The organism is Alkaliflexus imshenetskii DSM 15055, assembly GCF_000517065.1.
GTDB classification, from domain to species: domain Bacteria; phylum Bacteroidota; class Bacteroidia; order Bacteroidales; family Marinilabiliaceae; genus Alkaliflexus; species Alkaliflexus imshenetskii.
This window is the reverse complement of the sequence record NZ_KI912105.1, coordinates 2441218-2457942: the sequence shown is the minus strand read 5'-3', so window position 1 is coordinate 2457942 and position 16725 is coordinate 2441218. Positions and strand designations below refer to the sequence as shown.

Here is a 16725-nt window from a genome sequence, read left to right as displayed (position 1 = left end):
GATTATTTGCAAAATGCAAAAGAGGCTACTCTATATAAAGCAACCTCTTTCCTGATATATTTGTAAAACAAAAGTCTAAATCATCCTGCTTTAAGCAGGGCAATATTTGCCTTTTCTATCTTTTCTCGTGCAAATGCCATTGTAATCTCGAGTTTTCCTGTCTTCTTGCCGGGACTTTCAAACATGTGATCCATCATAATGGTTTCACATATCGAACGCAATCCTCTGGCACCTAGCTTAAACTCCACAGCCTTATCCACAATGTAATCAAGTGCATCTTCGCTAAAATGCAGCTCAATTTTATCCATCTCAAACAGTTTCACATACTGTTTGATAATTGAATTTTTTGGTTCGGTAAGAATTCGGCGTAAAGTGTTACGGTCTAATGGATTCAGATAAGTAAGAATGGGCAGTCGACCGATAATTTCCGGTATCAGACCAAAAGATTTTAAATCCTGGGGCGCAATGTATTGCAATAAATTACTCGGATCAATGGCTTCGCGGTTGTCGCCAGCCTTATAGCCCACCACTCTGGTGTTGAGTCGCTGGCCAATCTTTCTGTCGATACCATCAAAAGCACCACCGCAGATAAAGAGGATATTCTTTGTGTTGACAGGAATCATCTTCTGCTCAGGGTGCTTACGGCCTCCTTGCGGGGGAACGTTCACAATTGCACCTTCCAGAAGTTTAAGTAATCCTTGCTGCACGCCTTCGCCCGACACATCGCGCGTTATCGATGGGTTATCGCCTTTGCGGGCAATTTTATCAATCTCATCAATAAATACAATCCCTTTTTCGGCAGCTTCCACATTGTAATCAGCAGCCTGAAGCAGTCGTGTAAGAATACTCTCTATATCTTCTCCCACATATCCGGCTTCGGTAAGTACAGTGGCATCCACAATGGTGAAAGGCACATGCAACATACGTGCGATGGTGCGCGCCAGCAATGTTTTTCCAGTTCCGGTTTCACCCACCAGAATGATGTTGGATTTTTCAATTTCCACATCGTCTGATGTAGCGGGCTGAATCAACCGTTTGTAATGGTTGTAAACGGCCACTGAAAGATACTTTTTAGCTTCGTCCTGCCCGATAACATACTGATCGAGAAACTTCTTGATTTCAGCAGGTTTCAACAGTGCAACTTCTTTCATATCAAAAGAGTCCTTCTTCTTGAATTCCTCTTCCAATATGGCATTTGCCTGCTCAATACAACTGTCGCAAATATGTCCAGACACACCGGCAATCAGCAGATTTGTATCCTTACGGCTACGCCCGCAAAATGAACATTTATCCATATAATTTACTCTACTTCAAATAACAGATTATGCAGAACCGGCCATAACAACCGGGTTCTGCATAACTTTTATCAATTAAAAAACCTTACTTCTTCTTCTCACGTACCAACACATCATCAATCATGCCATAAGCCTTTGCTTCCTCAGCCGTCATCCAAAAATCACGGTCAGAGTCCTTTTCGATTTTCTTGTAAGGATTGCCTGAATGATCTGCAATAATGGTATAGAGTTCTTTACGCAACTTCACAATTTCACGGGTAGTAATCTCAATGTCAACAGATTGCCCCTGCGCACCGCCCATTGGCTGGTGAATCATTATTCGTGAATGCTTCAAAGCCGAGCGTTTACCTTTGGTTCCCGCTGTTAACAACACTGCCCCCATCGAAGCAGCCATTCCGGTACAAATTGTGGCCACATCAGATGAAATGTACTGCATGGTGTCATATATACCGAGACCGGCATACACTGAACCACCAGGCGTATTGAAATAGATTGAAATGTCCTTTGAGGGGTCGCTTGAATCAAGATATAACAACTGCGCCTGTATGATATTGGCAACATAATCATCGATGGGTAAGCCAAGGAAGATGATACGATCCATCATCAAACGCGAAAACACGTCCATGGTGGCAATATTCAACTGACGCTCTTCAATAATGGTTGGGGATATATAGCTGTTAGCGACAGACATATATTTGTCCATCATCATGCTATTGATGCCCATGTGTTTGGTAGCGTACTTATAGAAATCTTTTGGATCAGTCATTGTAATTGTTTTTTGGTTAGCAAAACCCAATTTACTAAAAACATTGGGTTACCCTACCCTTTCCCACGTTAATTATTGTCAAACAATTTATTGAATTCGTCGCGGGTTACCTCTTTCTCATCCAATTTTACAGCTTCTTTAATGAATGCCATTACCTTTTCGTTGATGGCACCCTCAGCGAAACGACGACCTTGCTCCTGATTTTTCAGCATATCCATGGCATAGCTTTCGATATGCTCATCGGGTAAATTGGAGAGGCCATACTGCATAAACTGAAGACGGGCAGATTTTTTGGCAAATTCGACCAAATCCTGCTGCTCAATCTTGATATCATTTGATTTTACAATCTCATTTTTAACAAGTTGCCACTTCAAGTCCTCCAGGAACTTTGGCATATCTCTGTCGATGTCCTCATCGGTAACTTTATTCTCGCCCTGGTTGGTTGCTTTCATCCAACGCTTAAGAAATGCTTCGGGTAAGGCAACATCAATCTTGCTTGTGAGTTTCTCACGCGCATCCATCGAAAAACGATAGTCTGACTCCATCACAAAGTTTTTCTCGAGATCGGCTTTTACTTTCGCTTCCATCTCTTCTTTTGAAGTCACAGCGCCTGGCCCAAAAAGCTTATCAAAAAGGTCCTGATTAAGCTCGGGATCTACAAACTCGGTTATTTCATTCACAACAAAGCGGAACTCGCCTGAAACTTCAGCGGCCTGCTCTTTGGTAATCTTCAACAAATATGATATCTCAGTATCGTTGGGGAATGATTTTTTGGGTTCGAACACAACCTCATCACCTACGGCTTTACCGAGTAGTTTGCCTTTTTCAGCTTCATCCTTCACAATGGCAAGTGACATCACAGCGTCTTCGGCCACGATTCCTCCCTCGAGTACGTTTCCGTTGCCATCGAGTTGAATAAAATCACCCTTAACCAATGACTCAGCGCCTACAACCTCAACCTTTTGGCTGCTTCCAAAACGACTTGTCATGCTTTTCACCTGACCATCGAGCATGTCGTCAGTTATCTGTATGGTATAATATGGCACTTTATCCCTTTTTGAAAGTTTTACTTCGATAGCAGGGTTTAGTGCAATATCAAAAGCAAAATCGAAACTATCCTGAGTATCGAAATCAATAGGTTCTTGCGACTCGCTTGGCAGAGGTTCACCCAGAATATCCAACTTATTTTCGGTTAGGTAACCAGAAAGCTTTTCAGAAACAAGTTTGTTGATTTCATCTACCAAAATAGCGTTGCCGTACATCTTTTTGAGAAGTCCGGCAGGTACTTTTCCGGGGCGGAAACCAGGCAACTGCGCCTTCTTCTGATAAGATTTAAGAACGTCGGCCACACGTGTTTCATAATCGCTTTTCTCAATGGTCAGCTTAATAACCGCATTCAGCTCGTCGATGTTTTCCCTAGTGATATTCATGAGAATTAAGTAAATAAATTAATTGGCTACTGATGTAATCCGTGAAAAAAATGTGGAATCAAATCTGCTTCAAGTATGCCTAACCCGTATGTATCGATTCCGACAATTCCACCGGGAGGCTTTTGAACCTTTTGTCAAGCCGTTGTTTCAGTAATCCTGAAACAACAAAACGCTGATAAAAGTCACCGCAAAGGTAATGAAGCATTTACAATGTCACAACACCTTACGTCAAACTTTCACTTCACCGTTTTATACTTAAAAACCGCCTCACTTTCGATATACATCGTTAGCCAGGCGGTTTTCCTTATTTTATTTGTGCGGACGAAGGGACTCGAACCCCCACGCCTTACGGCACCAGATCCTAAGTCTGGCGCGGCTACCAATTACGCCACGTCCGCTCAAAAACGCCGTGCAAAGGTAAAATCATTTTTGTTATTTCACAATATCCGGGCAAAAAAAATCTACAAAAAAGCAAAATTATTGTTTCGCGATGTCAGAATTACTTCTCTACATCAAAGGTACGACGGCGTAGAATAAAATCGTCACCCAAATAAACCCTGCGAACATCGGGGTCTTCGGCAAGCTCTTCGGCTGTACCGGCCTTAAGAATGTTCCCCTCAAACAACAAATAGGCTCGATCGGTAATTGAAAGCGTTTCGTGTACGTTGTGGTCGGTAATCAAAATGCCAATGTTCTTAAACTTAAGCTTAGCCACAATCTCCTGTATGTCGCGTACGGCAATTGGGTCAACCCCTGCAAACGGCTCATCGAGCAAGATGAATCTGGGATTTATTGCCAAAGCACGGGCTATTTCGGTGCGTCGCCGCTCACCACCTGAAAGTTGTATGCCTTTGCTTTTTCGGATATGTGTAAGACTAAATTCTTCGAGCAATTCCTCCACTCTGTGGCGTTGATACTCTTTTGAGAAATCTGTCATCTCAAGCACCGCCTTGATGTTATCCTCTACACTGAGGTTGCGAAACACGCTGGCCTCCTGAGCCAGATAACCAATCCCTTTTTGTGCCCGCCGGTAAACCGGCTCGCGGGTAATCTTATCCTCATTCAGATAAATCTCTCCGGCATTGGGCGTTATCAGCCCTACCATCATGTAAAAAGTAGTTGTTTTACCGGCGCCGTTAGGGCCAAGCAAACCCACTATCTCTCCTTGTTTTACCTCAACAGAGACACCCTTAACCACAGTTCGGTTTTTATACCGTTTAACCAAATCTTTGGTATAGAGCAACATTCCATCCTTTTCCATTCTGAAGATATATTATACCATTGTGCACTCAATAGCGCACAACGCTAGGATTCCATTTCGCGCTTTTTCTTCTTCTCTACTCTTTTAGCAATTATTATACCAGCCTCATACAAAACAATAAGCGGAAGGCATACCATAATCTGACTTATCACATCGGGCGGTGTAATGATAGCCGCCAGAGCCAGCACTACAACAATGGCATGCCGACGATACTTTTTAAGAAAGGAGGCGGTGACGAGTCCTACCTTACTGAGAAAATAGATGAACACCGGCAATTCGAACATCACACCGCTGGCAAGTACAATGGATGAGATGGTGGACACATACGACCCAAAGTTTATAATATTTTCGACGCTTTCACTAACCTGATAGTTACCCAAAAAATAGACCGACAAAGGAGCTATCAAATAATAGGCAAACAAAATACCCAGCGAGAACAGCATACTGGCAGCGAAAATAGCTCCACGGCTGTGCTTCACCTCATTCTCATACAATGCTGGCTTAACAAATCGCCAGAACTCCCAGAAAATGTATGGGAAAGATACGATTGCTCCGGCCACAAAAGCAATCCAGATGTGCATTGTAAACTGGCCTGACATGTTAATATTCTGAAACTTTAGCTGCACCTGATTGATGCAAAGTACCGGCATATTAAAAGTAGCAGACAAATTGCACAAAAATTGATTGGTAAAAAAATCGGGACGGCTTGGCCCAAGAATTACCACATCAAACACAAAACTTTTAAATACAAACGCCAAAACAGCAAATACGATAATCGACGCAAAGGAGCGGATGATATGCCATCGCAACTCTTCAAGATGATCGAGAAACGACATCTCCGTTCTATTGTTTAGTCCCATACGAATAGTAGTCAGTAAATATTTTCTGCGAATATAACTCGCTTATGCGTAGCATGAAAATCTTTTATAAAAAAACAAAGCGCCCCATCAACCATAAACAGGCCATATTGCCATTGCCACACATATTGTTATCAAATCAAAAACACAACTTGTTGTGAATCACCAAAACTTTTTCTAACTTCATATTGGAAAATGAAAATCATGGGAAAAGCATGAAAGGGTGACAATGCGGGTTTGGCTTCCCAGGTAGTATTGAAAATTTACTGGCGCCTTGCTGGGCATCAAAAACGGGAAATCTCCACAGCCTTTGAAGCTGCTCACTCCTTATTTTTAACCGGACAATAGCGCATAGAGCCTCTCTTTAGAATAGAGGCCTTCAAATTTCATTATTTGCTGACAGCCGGAATAATATGAGAAGTATGTTTTTTTCCATTATATTTGTTAGCCTTTTACTGATTAGCGTAAAAAAAACACTAACAAATCATTAATCCAAGCTAAAGATACAGGGGAACAACGCAAGTCTTTCTATGACAAAGCACATTGATTTAAATGCCCAACTAAAAAGGCATTTTGGGTTTGACACCTTTAAAGGGAATCAGGAAGAGATCATTAAGAATGTTCTCGATGGCAACGACACGTTCGTTTTAATGCCAACAGGCGGAGGTAAATCTTTATGTTACCAGTTACCGGCATTGATATTAGAAGGGACAGCCATTGTCATTTCACCGCTTATCGCTCTCATGAAGAACCAGGTTGATGCCATGCGCAATTTCAGCGAGGATGACGGCATTGCTCACTTCTTGAACTCTTCACTCACAAAGTCAGCTATTACGCAAGTAAAGGAAGATGTGTTGTCGGGAAAAACAAAACTTCTTTACGTAGCACCTGAATCACTTACCAAGGAGGAAAATATTCAGTTCTTCAAGCAGATTAAAATATCCTTTTACGCTGTGGATGAGGCTCATTGCATTTCGGAATGGGGACACGACTTCAGACCCGAATACAGACGCATTCGACCCATTATAAATGAGATTGGCGAGGCACCTGTAATTGCTCTGACCGCCACTGCAACGCCAAAAGTGCAGCACGACATACAGAAAACTCTGGGCATGTTAAAAGCCTGCGTTTTCAAATCCTCTTTTAACAGGCCAAATCTGTTTTACGATATACGTCCAAAAGTAAATGCATCAAAAGAGATCATCCGTATATTAAAAGACAATGCCGGAAAGTCGGCAATCATATACTGTCTGAGTCGTAAAAAAGTAGAAGAGCTGGCTGAAATGCTTCAGGTTAACGGCATCAAAGCGCTGGCATACCATGCAGGGATGGATGCCGCCACCCGATCGGGCAATCAGGATAAGTTTCTGCATGAAGAGGTGAATGTGATAGTGGCAACCATCGCTTTTGGTATGGGCATCGATAAACCGGATGTACGCATCGTAATCCATTACGACATCCCAAAGAGCCTGGAAGGTTACTATCAGGAAACCGGACGCGCCGGACGCGACGGTGGAGAAGGACGCTGCATAACTTTTTACAGTTACCAGGACATCCAAAAACTGGAGAAGTTTATGCAAGGTAAACCCCTCGCCGAGCAGGAAATTGGCAAACAGCTTCTTTTTGAAACCGTTTCGTATGCTGAAACCTCACTGTGTCGCAGAAAATTGCTGCTACACTACTTTGGTGAAACTTTTCAGGAAGAGAATTGCGATTGCTGCGACAACTGCGTAAATCCCAAAGAGCAAATAGAAGGGCAAGATGCTGTTTTAAAGGTTCTAAAAGTTATACAGGAGATTAAAGAAAAATTCAAAGCAGAACATGTCGTTGATGTGTTAACCGGGAAACTATCCTCCAGCGTAAAATCATACAGCCATCAGGATCTTGAGATTTTTGGAATGGGCGACGAAAACGATGCCAAATTCTGGAATGCGGTAATTCGCCATGCCCTTGTGGCCGGTATCATCACAAAGGAAATAGAAAACTACGGCTTATTAAAGATTAGTGAAAAAGGATACAACTACATAAAAGCCCCATTCAGCATCATGCTCACCAAAAATCATGACTATGATGAAATGGAGGAAGAGACCCGAACCACAGGCGGAACCGCTGCAGTTGACCCGGAACTCTTTTCGATGCTTAAGGATTTGCGAAAACGGATATCCAAAAAGTTGAATCTGCCGCCTTTTGTTATTTTCCAGGATCCTTCGCTGGAAGCCATGTCTACCTATTATCCGATAAATCTGGAAGAACTCCAGAATATGCCTGGCGTGGGTGCCGGAAAGGCCAAACGCTTTGGAGATGAGTTCGTTCAGCTTATCCAAAGACATGTGGAAGAGAACGAAATCGACCGCCCCATTGATTTGGTTGTTAAATCGGTAGCCAATAAATCCAAACAAAAAATTGCCATCATACAGAGTATCGATCGTAAAGTGCCTCTTGATGATATTGCCGAAAGTAAAGGCATAGAAATGAACGACTTGCTTAAGGAGTTAGAGTCTATTGTTTACAGCGGCACCCGGGTTAACATAGATTACTACATCGATCAGGTGATGGACGAAGAGCACCGTGACGATATTTTCCTCTATTTCAAAGAAGATGCTGAAACCGACGATGTGGCCACAGCACTCAACGAACTTGGTGAAGGAGAATTTACCGAAGAGGAAATTCGGATGGTGCGCATAAAATTCATTTCAGAAGTGGGCAACTAATCGCACTTGCTTCCTGTGTTCTAAAACCGTTTTCGAATCTGGATGCGGCACTCGCGGGCAACATTACTGTTTATGGTCAGATTTCCTGAACCAATGGTTTCCCGGTTGGTATAGTGCCACTGAGCAAATCGCAGCCACAAATCGGTTTTTCGCATCACAGTCCATTTCCCCATTACAATCCATCTGCTACCACGGCCATAATAAGCGGGCGTGCTAAAGCTGTACAACACATCTGGTTCGTATGCATAAATACGGTTTTCATACTCATCCACATCCATCAACGCATATCTGGTGATGAGATTCCATTTTCCACCCGGACTGCGATACCGGACATCCTGAGCAAGATAGAACCCGGGTTCAGCATCAGTCTTATTCGGTGCGTTCACAAAATGGCAATCCACACGTGTGGTAAAAGTCCATGAGGCATCAGGCGACATTCTGGTTTGAAGTCTGACCTGATGTTGCTTCTGCACACCAACCGGAAAATCGGGCGTAGCCGTGCTCAAGTTCACTGTCTTCTCTTTGTATCTATACCTCAAACCCGATTCCCATGTCCGTTTAGGCCGATAGGTAAGTAACCCAAGAAAATCATACCCATTGGATGGAGCGCGGGTTTGGTACTTCAACCACTCATGTTGATAATAATCCAGATAAGCATTCAATAAAAAGCCGGCAGGCAGAGCCAATTCCAAACCGGCATACACTCCGGTTTCACCAGCAGCATTTCCAGACTCAGAAAATGGCGCACCAAAAGGTGCTGAATAATCTACAGGAAAATAACGATAGCCTAGCGACATGTTGGCCATACCACCTCCGGCAGAGAAAAGTGCCCCTCCTGTAACCGCCGGTGTAGAGGATGCACTCAGCGCCATCTCGGAAAACAGAAAAACATTTGAAACACTACCCTGACAAGCCAACCAGCTGTTTCGCATCTGGTTGCCTCTAAAATAATAGATGTTATAAGGTCGAGGCTCGGGTAGCAATGGATACTCTAAGCGATATTCCAGATGACCCGCTTCAAGAATTAAGCGACCTAAATGAACCTTTCCCATGAAACCGGCTGCCACCTCCTGAACATTGCGTCGTTGCGAGAGCTCGGTAAGTGTGCGGTGGTAACCATCTGTTTTCAGGCTAGCGATTATGATTTCACCCGCTTCATTTTCTGATAAACGGCCATCGATTTGCTTCACTGACACAAAAGGCGTGATGCGAAAACCGGAAGTACCCAAATTTACCAGCACACCATTTAACCCGCCAGACTCGTTAACCGACAAAGATGGTCGGTGATTGGCATTCCTATTTCGAATGGAGGTGGTCATATTACTTTTGCGTGTTGCCATTCCTGTTTGCAGTGCAAGCCCCTGACCGGAACTCATGCGAAACTGTCCCACTATTATCTGTTGTAAAAAACGCTCAGGTTTCCAGGATAGATATCCAGAAAAGTAATCCATTGTTGCAATATTGGAATCGAACATGGGCTCACCGGGATCCTTTTCGGTAACAAACCCGATTTCGATGGCTCTGGCTGGCTGCCATTCCATTCGCGAATAGTATTTCATCTTATCTCCCTGAAATGGTGGAGGATTATCTGTAACTGCTTTGTAGCCACGTGGCGTTTCCATTGTCCATTGGGTTCTTACAAACAGATCGCCCCTAGAACGGAACTTTCGCACTTGCGCAGATTGGGCTGGCTCAAAAACAATAAGAGGTTCTAACCACTCAATTATTTGCCGGTTAAATCCTTCAACCGCCTGCAATTCATACACCGACCAAAAAGTCCCCACCTGATACCTTTGAAACAGAAGCGCTTCGATGTGCGCATCAGAAAGAAAAAAGATTCGCTGAAGATCTTCGCGCTGAGCGGTGTTGATATTAAGTGGTTGATAATAGAGTTTCATTATATCGTCGATCAGGAATGAGTAATCCAGCTCATCTTCGGTGGAAGCTGCCATATTCTCAATAACATCTGCCGCCCACAGTCTAAAATTTTCTTCAGATTGCGCTCTCATCAATCCAGAGCAGATTACGACCATCAGAATTACAAGTAATAGTCTCATATTCCAGCTTCAGATTGACGCCTTTTAATTGATGGCAAGTTGAATAAGATACCGAAAGAAGAGGAAAGGCCAAGTGTTGAATGATGATTCAAACCAATATCAAACATCAACGACTGCCAAATTACGCCTGCACCAATGCCAAGACGCAATGGAGAGGTTGCGGCGCCGCCACGCATTAAAAACTGTGGATGCAATGGCCCCTCCATAAAAAAAGAGATTGCTGCGGGCAGCTCCATCTCTTTGGCAACACCCAACTCAAACTTCAATGCCGGAACAGGCTGATACTGTATGGCAGATGATACAAATGTGGGATGATACTCAACAATCTCATCCAAATCCCATTTTACCTGACCTGGATTACTAACAAAAAAACCTATCGATACTTTCTCGTCCGGAAAAAATTGTATTCCCGTATCAATGGTCAGCAAACCAAAGTTCTTACTTCCGGTCTGTTGACGTAAATGGTAATTAAAGCGCATCCCCATGTTTAACCATGGTGCCAACTCCCGTGCAGCCATCAGGCTATAATTCTGTATGCTGAAATGGCGAAAGCCGTAATGGGAGAAGCCGGTTGCACCAACACACAGTGAAGTTGGCACAACAAACAGTGCTGAACGCGAACTCAGCTCATTGAGTAAGTAGTCATTCTGATAGCCAATACCAGCAACCGGCACAACCATTTTGGCCGCCCCGGCAGGATTTGTGAAGAAACTCCACGCATCATCGTTAAGAGCCCCTGTTCTGCCGAGGATTTGCCCCGAGGGAGCCTTGAATGTTACTGCACCTGATAAGATTGGTGAAACATGCAGTAAAGCAATGAGAATTATAACAATTACGCGCGGACGGTTACCCGGATCATGGATGTAGGAAGGAGAATTGAAGCACATAGAGTTGGGTTGAGGTTACAATCACTTTGTTACATAGCGCACTGTACAACAGGCAATTCAACCCCACAATTTATAAAAACATTTTTAATCAGTCAATATAATGTCAAAAAACAATCATATCTGCTAAAAAACATGAATTGAAAAATGCATTATATTCTGAAAATCTTTTACTTGCAATAGCATCAATCTATTAACAAGTGTCAAAGAATGCACGAATGACTCAAATTTTCTTACTTTTGTGCTTTTAAACCATTGAGTTAACTCCCCTTATGAAGCGTATCAATCTATTGGACAAAGAGTTTGGCCTGTCCATACCGGCCAGCGACATCAAAAAAGCCATCTGGCAAATGGCCGACAAGATAAACAAGGATCTTAAGGATAAGAACCCATTAATGGTCTGCATCCTGAACGGTTCATTTATGTTTTCAGCTGATTTAATGAAACTTATCGAGTTTCCATGTCAAATTAGCTTTGTGAAACTGGCCTCCTACGAAGGAATGGGAAGTACGGGCACTGTAAAAGAACTCATTGGTTTTAATGAAGATTTACAAGGTCGCACCATCGTATTGCTCGAAGACATTGTTGACACAGGTGTTACTGTTGAGAACAGTGTCAAACAACTGAAAAAAGCCGGAGCTGGCGAAGTGATCGTGGCAACCCTGCTATTTAAACCCGAAGCATGCAAAAAGGAAATAAATCTCCATTATATAGGCATTGAAATCCCTAACGATTTTATTGTCGGTTATGGCCTGGACTACAACGGTTATGGACGTAACCTGCCAGATATATACAGCGTAATCCATTAGTACGCATTTTGTGTTTCTGGCATCTAAACCTAAAAACAAAGCAAAATGTTGAATGTCATCATTTTTGGGCCGCCCGGATCAGGAAAAGGTACCCAAAGTGAAAAAATCATTGAAAAATTCGGTCTGGCACACATCTCGACCGGTGAATTGCTTCGTGCAGAAATCAAATCCCAAAGTGAATTGGGTAAAACGGCCGCATCGTATATAGATCGTGGTGAACTTGTACCGGATAATATTATTATCGGGATGCTGGAGTGCAAACTCAGAGAGCTAAATGGCGTAAGAGGTGTTATCTTTGACGGGTTTCCACGCACAGTAGAACAAGCGTATGCCCTAAAGGAAATGCTCTCGCATCACGAAGAGAAAGTATGCCTGATGCTTAATCTGGAGGTGGCCACTGAAGAGCTTGTTGCCCGGCTGCTGCAAAGAGGAAAAACTTCGGGTCGCAGTGATGACAATCTGGAGACAATTGAAAAAAGAATCCGGGTTTATGAACAACAAACAGCACCCGTAATCGATTATTATAAAAACGAGGGATGTTATGAAGGCATAGCGGGCTTTGGTGGAATAGATGAAATATTCAACCGTATATGCTCCGTTATTGAAAAACGCATAACAGAATTCTCAAAATAGAGTTTAAGCAATATGGCTGGAAGCAATTTTGTTGACTATGTCAAAATATTCTGCCGCTCTGGAAAGGGCGGTGCCGGTTCAACGCACATGCGCCGGGAGAAGTTCGTGCCCAAAGGCGGGCCCGACGGCGGTGATGGTGGACGCGGCGGCCATATTATTGTGCGCGGCAACCAAAACTACTGGACGCTGATACACTTAAAATATCAGCGCCACGTGTTTGCCGGTCACGGCGGCTCAGGAGGTAAACAGTGTTCAACCGGTGCCGATGGCGAGGATAAAACCATTGAGGTACCTTTGGGAACCGTTGCAAAGGATGCAGAAACAGGCGAAATAATCTTTGAAATCACTGCCCACGAAGAGAAAAAAATCCTTGTTCAAGGAGGCAGAGGTGGTCTTGGCAACGTGAATTTCAAAACCTCGACCCATCAAACACCGCGTTTTGCGCAACCTGGTGAACCAATTGTAGAAAGAACAGTTATTCTTGAATTGAAAGTGTTGGCCGATGTAGGCCTTGTTGGCTTTCCCAATGCCGGAAAATCAACACTTCTGGCAGCAGTAAGTGCCGCAAAACCAGAGATTGCCGACTATCCGTTTACCACATTGGTTCCAAATCTAGGCATTGTGGAATACCGTGATTTTAAGTCGTTTGTAATGGCCGACATACCCGGAATTATTGAAGGCGCCCATGAAGGCAGAGGTATAGGTCACCGCTTTTTACGCCACATCGAACGCAACTCGGTATTGTTGTTTCTGATACCATCAGACAGCAAGAACATTCGCGAAGAGTATGAAATTCTGGTGAACGAACTCAAAGAGTACAACCCCGAACTGTTGGATAAACGCCGTATCTTAGCTATTTCCAAATCTGACTTTCTGGATGAGGAGTTACAAAAAGAGCTTGAAAAGGAGTTACCAAAGATACCTTTTGTATTTATCTCCTCGGTTACAGGCCTTGGCATTACCAAACTGAAAGACCTAATCTGGAACGAGCTCGAAGGTTCAATGCTGGAACGATAGTTATATCATAAAATATTAAGGCCTGCCGAAGACATAAACTCTCGGCAGGCCTTTTGTTTTATGACAAGTGATGATTACTCCCCTACACCAAAACGCATGATGGTACTGGTTTTATAGATCTCACCAGGGTTCAGAATGGTTGATGGAAAGTTGGGATGATTTGGAGAATCAGGGAAATGCTGAGTTTCAAGGCACAATCCGGTATACTGATTCATCACAAAACTGCCACTCACAAGTGTACCATCGAGGAAGTTACCTGAATAGAACTGGATTCCCGGTTCCTGTGTGTATATCTCCATTATACGACCGCTTAGTGGATCAAATAAACTGGCGGCAAAAATCATTTCGCCATCGGCAACACTTTTCATCACAAAGTTGTGATCATAACCACCGGGCACCTGATCAATTCTGGCACCAATTTCAAAAGGGGTGGTAAAATCGAATGGAGTACCAGCAACAGGAAGAATCTCTCCGGTGGGAATAAGCGTCTCATTCACCGGCGTGTATGCATTTGCGTTCAGCGTGAGAATATGATTCAGAATTGTTCCGGAACCGGCCAGATTGTAATATGCGTGATTGGTCAGATTCACAGGTGTTGGCTTGTCTGTTGTTGCCTCATAATCAATAATCAAATCATTACCAGATAGGGTGTATGTCACAGCAACATTAAGATTTCCAGGATACCCTTCCTCGCCATCTTTACTAAAATAGGTGAGCTTTAAAGCCGGATTTTCAGCATGCTGAATCTCTGTAGCGGTCCAAACAACTTTATCAAAACCGGTAATCCCGCCGTGCAGGTGGTTGGGGCCATCATTAATCGACAACTGATAGGTTTCGTCGTTAAGGGTAAATTTTCCTTCCGCAATACGGTTTCCAAAACGGCCAATCAAGGCGCCAAAAAATGGGGTGCCAGCTTCATATTGCGCCAGATTATCAAATCCCAGAACAACATTCTCACTATTTCCTGAGCGGTCGGGCGCCAAAATAGATACAATGGCGCCTCCATAGGTCATAATTTTAACCTCAATGCCGGTTGTACTGGTGAGGGTAAAAATATCTACTGTCTCGCCAGTTTCCAATGTGCCAAAATTCTCTTTAACGAGATTGGGCTTCGGTTCACTCTTCTTCCCTGCGCAGGCAGAAAAAAGCATAATAGCCACAAAGAGATAGATTACATTTTTAATCATAGTAGTATGGGATGAAATGGTTAATTCTATTCAAAAACAAAACACATTAAAAGTTCGCAACGAATCGTCTATCCGTTACGAACTTCAGCTTATATCACAATTTCTCAGATTCGGTGAATGCTCCCAACTTCTGGTATTTTTGATAAATATTGGCATATACAGCCACATTGGCCGGGTTTGGCTGATATTCATTCTCAAAGCCCTGCCCCATCGCCCTTTGAGCATCTTCTACCTTTCCATATACACCAGCTACCACCGAAGCAAACATGGCGGCACCAAACGCACAGGTTTGCTCAGTTCGTGCAACCTTTATGGGCATATTGAGCACATCGGCCAAAGTCTGCATCACAAAGGGTGACTTTTTAGCCACTCCGCCCAATCCTATTACCTCTTTAATTTCAACACCTTCGCGGGCAAAACGGTCTACAATGGCCTTTGAACCGAAAGCTGTGGCTTCAACCAAAGCGCGGAATATTCGAGGTGCGTCAGAGCCTAACTTAAGACCGGCAATGGTTCCGGTAACTTCCTGACTTGCATCAGGCGTGCGGCGGCCATTCATCCAATCTACGGCAATGATGGTGGATTCTTCAACAGGAATTTTCATGGCTTCGGCAGCCAATTGAGGAATAATTGCGGAGATGGTTTCATCAATCAATTTTGCTCTGGTTTCGGCATCCACCAAAGTTGTTTTGGAAAGAATGTTTTCCACAGGCCAGGCCACCACGCGCTTAAACCAGGCATAGATGTCGCCAAAAGCCGACTGCCCAGCCTCAAGGCCAATATATCCGGGAATTACAGAACCATCAACCTGACCACAGATACCTGCAATCAATTTATCTTCTATCTGCTCATAATGCGCAATCATAATATCACAGGTAGACGTACCGATGGCACGAGCCAGCACGTTAGGTGTAACTTCACCACCAACCGCACCCATGTGGCAATCGAAGGCACCAACACCAACAGCCACTTTAGTGGACAATCCAAGGCGCTCGGCCCATTCAGGCGTAAGGTTACCTACTTTCACATCACTGGTATAGGTATCGTTATACAGACGAGCACGATAGCCGGCCAGAAGAGGATCCAAAGCAGTTAAAAATTCTTCGGGAGGCAGGCCACCCCAAGCCTCATGCCACATAGCTTTATGCCCGGCAGAACATCTGCTTCGCACAACCTCCAGAGGTTTTTGTTTACCGGTAATAAGTGCCGGCATCCAATCACAATGCTCAATCCATGAATAGGCCGCTTTTCGAACAGCTTCATCTTTACGCAAAACATGCAGCGCTTTTGCCCAAACCCACTCAGATGAATAGATGCCACCTTCAAAGCTGGTGTAATCGGTTTCCCATTTACGTGCCAGTTCGTTAATTTCAGCAGCTTCTTTCACTGCCGTATGGTCTTTCCAAAGCACAAACATGGCGTTTGGATTGTCTTCAAAGCCGGGTAAAAGAGACAATGGAATACCCTCTTCGTTAACAAACACAGGCGTGCTACCTGTGGTGTCGAAGGACATGCCCACCACATTTTCTGCTACTCCTGCGCCAGCCTTTTGAACTGCATCCTTAACAATAAACTCCATCACTTCCACATAATCCAACGGATGTTGTCTGTACTGGTCCCGTGAAGGATCACAGAATTTCCCCTCAATCCATCGGGGATAGTATTTTACCGACGATGCCATCTCCTCACCGGTTAAGGCATCTACAATCACAGCCCTTGCTGAATCAGAACCATAGTCCAATCCAATTACATATTTTTTGTCAGCCATTTTTATTGCAATAATGTCCGGAATACTAAAATCCGAACGATTTGTAAAAC

At 43.7% G+C, this 16725-nt stretch carries 13 protein-coding genes and 1 tRNA gene; 4 read left to right on the top strand and 10 right to left on the bottom strand.

The window, feature by feature from the left end:
- Positions 1 to 80 precede the first annotated feature (80 nt).
- The 6 genes from clpX to tatC form a co-directional block, all read right to left on the bottom strand.
- Positions 81 to 1295: an ATP-dependent Clp protease ATP-binding subunit ClpX gene (gene clpX, locus ALKIM_RS0110305; RefSeq protein WP_026474574.1), complete on the bottom strand. Its 1215-nt coding sequence runs from the start codon at positions 1293 to 1295 to the stop codon at positions 81 to 83.
- A gap of 85 nt (positions 1296 to 1380) precedes the next feature.
- Positions 1381 to 2061 (bottom strand): ATP-dependent Clp endopeptidase proteolytic subunit ClpP, encoded by a 681-nt coding sequence (gene clpP, locus ALKIM_RS0110300; RefSeq protein WP_026474573.1) that lies wholly within the window; start codon positions 2059 to 2061, stop codon positions 1381 to 1383.
- A gap of 68 nt (positions 2062 to 2129) precedes the next feature.
- Positions 2130 to 3491, bottom strand: coding sequence for a trigger factor (gene tig, locus ALKIM_RS0110295; RefSeq protein ID WP_026474572.1), 1362 nt, complete (start codon positions 3489 to 3491; stop codon positions 2130 to 2132).
- 316 nt (positions 3492 to 3807) lie between these two features.
- A tRNA-Leu gene (locus ALKIM_RS0110290) sits at positions 3808 to 3889 on the bottom strand.
- Positions 3890 to 3990: 101 nt separating this feature from the next.
- A complete protein-coding gene (gene lptB, locus ALKIM_RS0110285) occupies positions 3991 to 4752 on the bottom strand; it encodes an LPS export ABC transporter ATP-binding protein (protein WP_026474571.1) in 762 nt (253 codons plus the stop codon).
- Positions 4753 to 4796: 44 nt separating this feature from the next.
- Positions 4797 to 5588, bottom strand: a complete 792-nt coding sequence (gene tatC / locus ALKIM_RS0110280; protein ID WP_235714404.1) for a twin-arginine translocase subunit TatC — start codon at positions 5586 to 5588, stop codon at positions 4797 to 4799.
- 551 nt (positions 5589 to 6139) lie between these two features.
- Here tatC and recQ point away from each other — a divergent pair.
- On the top strand, positions 6140 to 8320 hold the full coding sequence (gene recQ / locus ALKIM_RS0110275) for a DNA helicase RecQ (RefSeq protein ID WP_026474569.1): 2181 nt from the start codon (positions 6140 to 6142) through the stop codon (positions 8318 to 8320).
- A 20-nt stretch (positions 8321 to 8340) separates the two neighbouring features.
- On the opposite strand, the gene ALKIM_RS18240 is transcribed toward recQ, so the two are convergent.
- The gene (locus ALKIM_RS18240; protein ID WP_044117877.1) at positions 8341 to 10377 is read right to left on the bottom strand and encodes a helix-hairpin-helix domain-containing protein; all 2037 of its coding nucleotides are present in this window, start codon (positions 10375 to 10377) and stop codon (positions 8341 to 8343) included.
- A complete protein-coding gene (locus tag ALKIM_RS0110265; RefSeq protein WP_026474568.1) occupies positions 10374 to 11264 on the bottom strand; it encodes a hypothetical protein in 891 nt (296 codons plus the stop codon). Before ALKIM_RS0110265 ends, ALKIM_RS18240 begins: the two co-directional genes overlap by 4 nt.
- Positions 11265 to 11533: 269 nt before the next feature.
- Between ALKIM_RS0110265 and hpt the strand changes: the two genes are divergently transcribed.
- The 3 genes from hpt to obgE are packed head-to-tail and all read left to right on the top strand — an operon-like array spanning position 11534 to position 13720.
- On the top strand, positions 11534 to 12070 hold the full coding sequence (gene hpt / locus ALKIM_RS0110260) for a hypoxanthine phosphoribosyltransferase (protein ID WP_026474567.1): 537 nt from the start codon (positions 11534 to 11536) through the stop codon (positions 12068 to 12070).
- Positions 12071 to 12115: 45 nt separating this feature from the next.
- The gene (locus ALKIM_RS0110255) at positions 12116 to 12703 is read left to right on the top strand and encodes an adenylate kinase (RefSeq protein ID WP_026474566.1); all 588 of its coding nucleotides are present in this window, start codon (positions 12116 to 12118) and stop codon (positions 12701 to 12703) included.
- 12 nt (positions 12704 to 12715) lie between these two features.
- Positions 12716 to 13720 (top strand): GTPase ObgE, encoded by a 1005-nt coding sequence (obgE, locus tag ALKIM_RS0110250; protein WP_026474565.1) that lies wholly within the window; start codon positions 12716 to 12718, stop codon positions 13718 to 13720.
- 74 nt (positions 13721 to 13794) lie between these two features.
- Here the strand turns inward: obgE and ALKIM_RS0110245 are convergent, their stop codons facing one another.
- Both ALKIM_RS0110245 and ALKIM_RS0110240 read right to left on the bottom strand, forming a co-directional pair.
- Positions 13795 to 14907 (bottom strand): aldose epimerase family protein, encoded by a 1113-nt coding sequence (locus ALKIM_RS0110245; RefSeq protein ID WP_157363884.1) that lies wholly within the window; start codon positions 14905 to 14907, stop codon positions 13795 to 13797.
- A gap of 94 nt (positions 14908 to 15001) precedes the next feature.
- A complete protein-coding gene (locus ALKIM_RS0110240; protein ID WP_026474563.1) occupies positions 15002 to 16675 on the bottom strand; it encodes a ribulokinase in 1674 nt (557 codons plus the stop codon).
- Between the last annotated feature and the right edge of the window lie 50 nt (positions 16676 to 16725).

Coding starts and splice junctions, on each gene's coding strand:
- clpP (WP_026474573.1), bottom strand. CDS start 2,061: ATGACTGATCCAAAAGATTTCTATAAGTACGCTACCAAACACATGGGC.
- ALKIM_RS0110245 (WP_157363884.1), bottom strand. CDS start 14,907: ATGATTAAAAATGTAATCTATCTCTTTGTGGCTATTATGCTTTTTTCT.
- ALKIM_RS18240 (WP_044117877.1), bottom strand. CDS start 10,377: ATGAGACTATTACTTGTAATTCTGATGGTCGTAATCTGCTCTGGATTG.
- obgE (WP_026474565.1), top strand. CDS start 12,716: ATGGCTGGAAGCAATTTTGTTGACTATGTCAAAATATTCTGCCGCTCT.
- recQ (WP_026474569.1), top strand. CDS start 6,140: ATGACAAAGCACATTGATTTAAATGCCCAACTAAAAAGGCATTTTGGG.
- ALKIM_RS0110255 (WP_026474566.1), top strand. CDS start 12,116: ATGTTGAATGTCATCATTTTTGGGCCGCCCGGATCAGGAAAAGGTACC.
- clpX (WP_026474574.1), bottom strand. CDS start 1,295: ATGGATAAATGTTCATTTTGCGGGCGTAGCCGTAAGGATACAAATCTG.
- tig (WP_026474572.1), bottom strand. CDS start 3,491: ATGAATATCACTAGGGAAAACATCGACGAGCTGAATGCGGTTATTAAG.
- tatC (WP_235714404.1), bottom strand. CDS start 5,588: ATGTCGTTTCTCGATCATCTTGAAGAGTTGCGATGGCATATCATCCGC.
- ALKIM_RS0110265 (WP_026474568.1), bottom strand. CDS start 11,264: ATGTGCTTCAATTCTCCTTCCTACATCCATGATCCGGGTAACCGTCCG.
- hpt (WP_026474567.1), top strand. CDS start 11,534: ATGAAGCGTATCAATCTATTGGACAAAGAGTTTGGCCTGTCCATACCG.
- lptB (WP_026474571.1), bottom strand. CDS start 4,752: ATGGAAAAGGATGGAATGTTGCTCTATACCAAAGATTTGGTTAAACGG.
- ALKIM_RS0110240 (WP_026474563.1), bottom strand. CDS start 16,675: ATGGCTGACAAAAAATATGTAATTGGATTGGACTATGGTTCTGATTCA.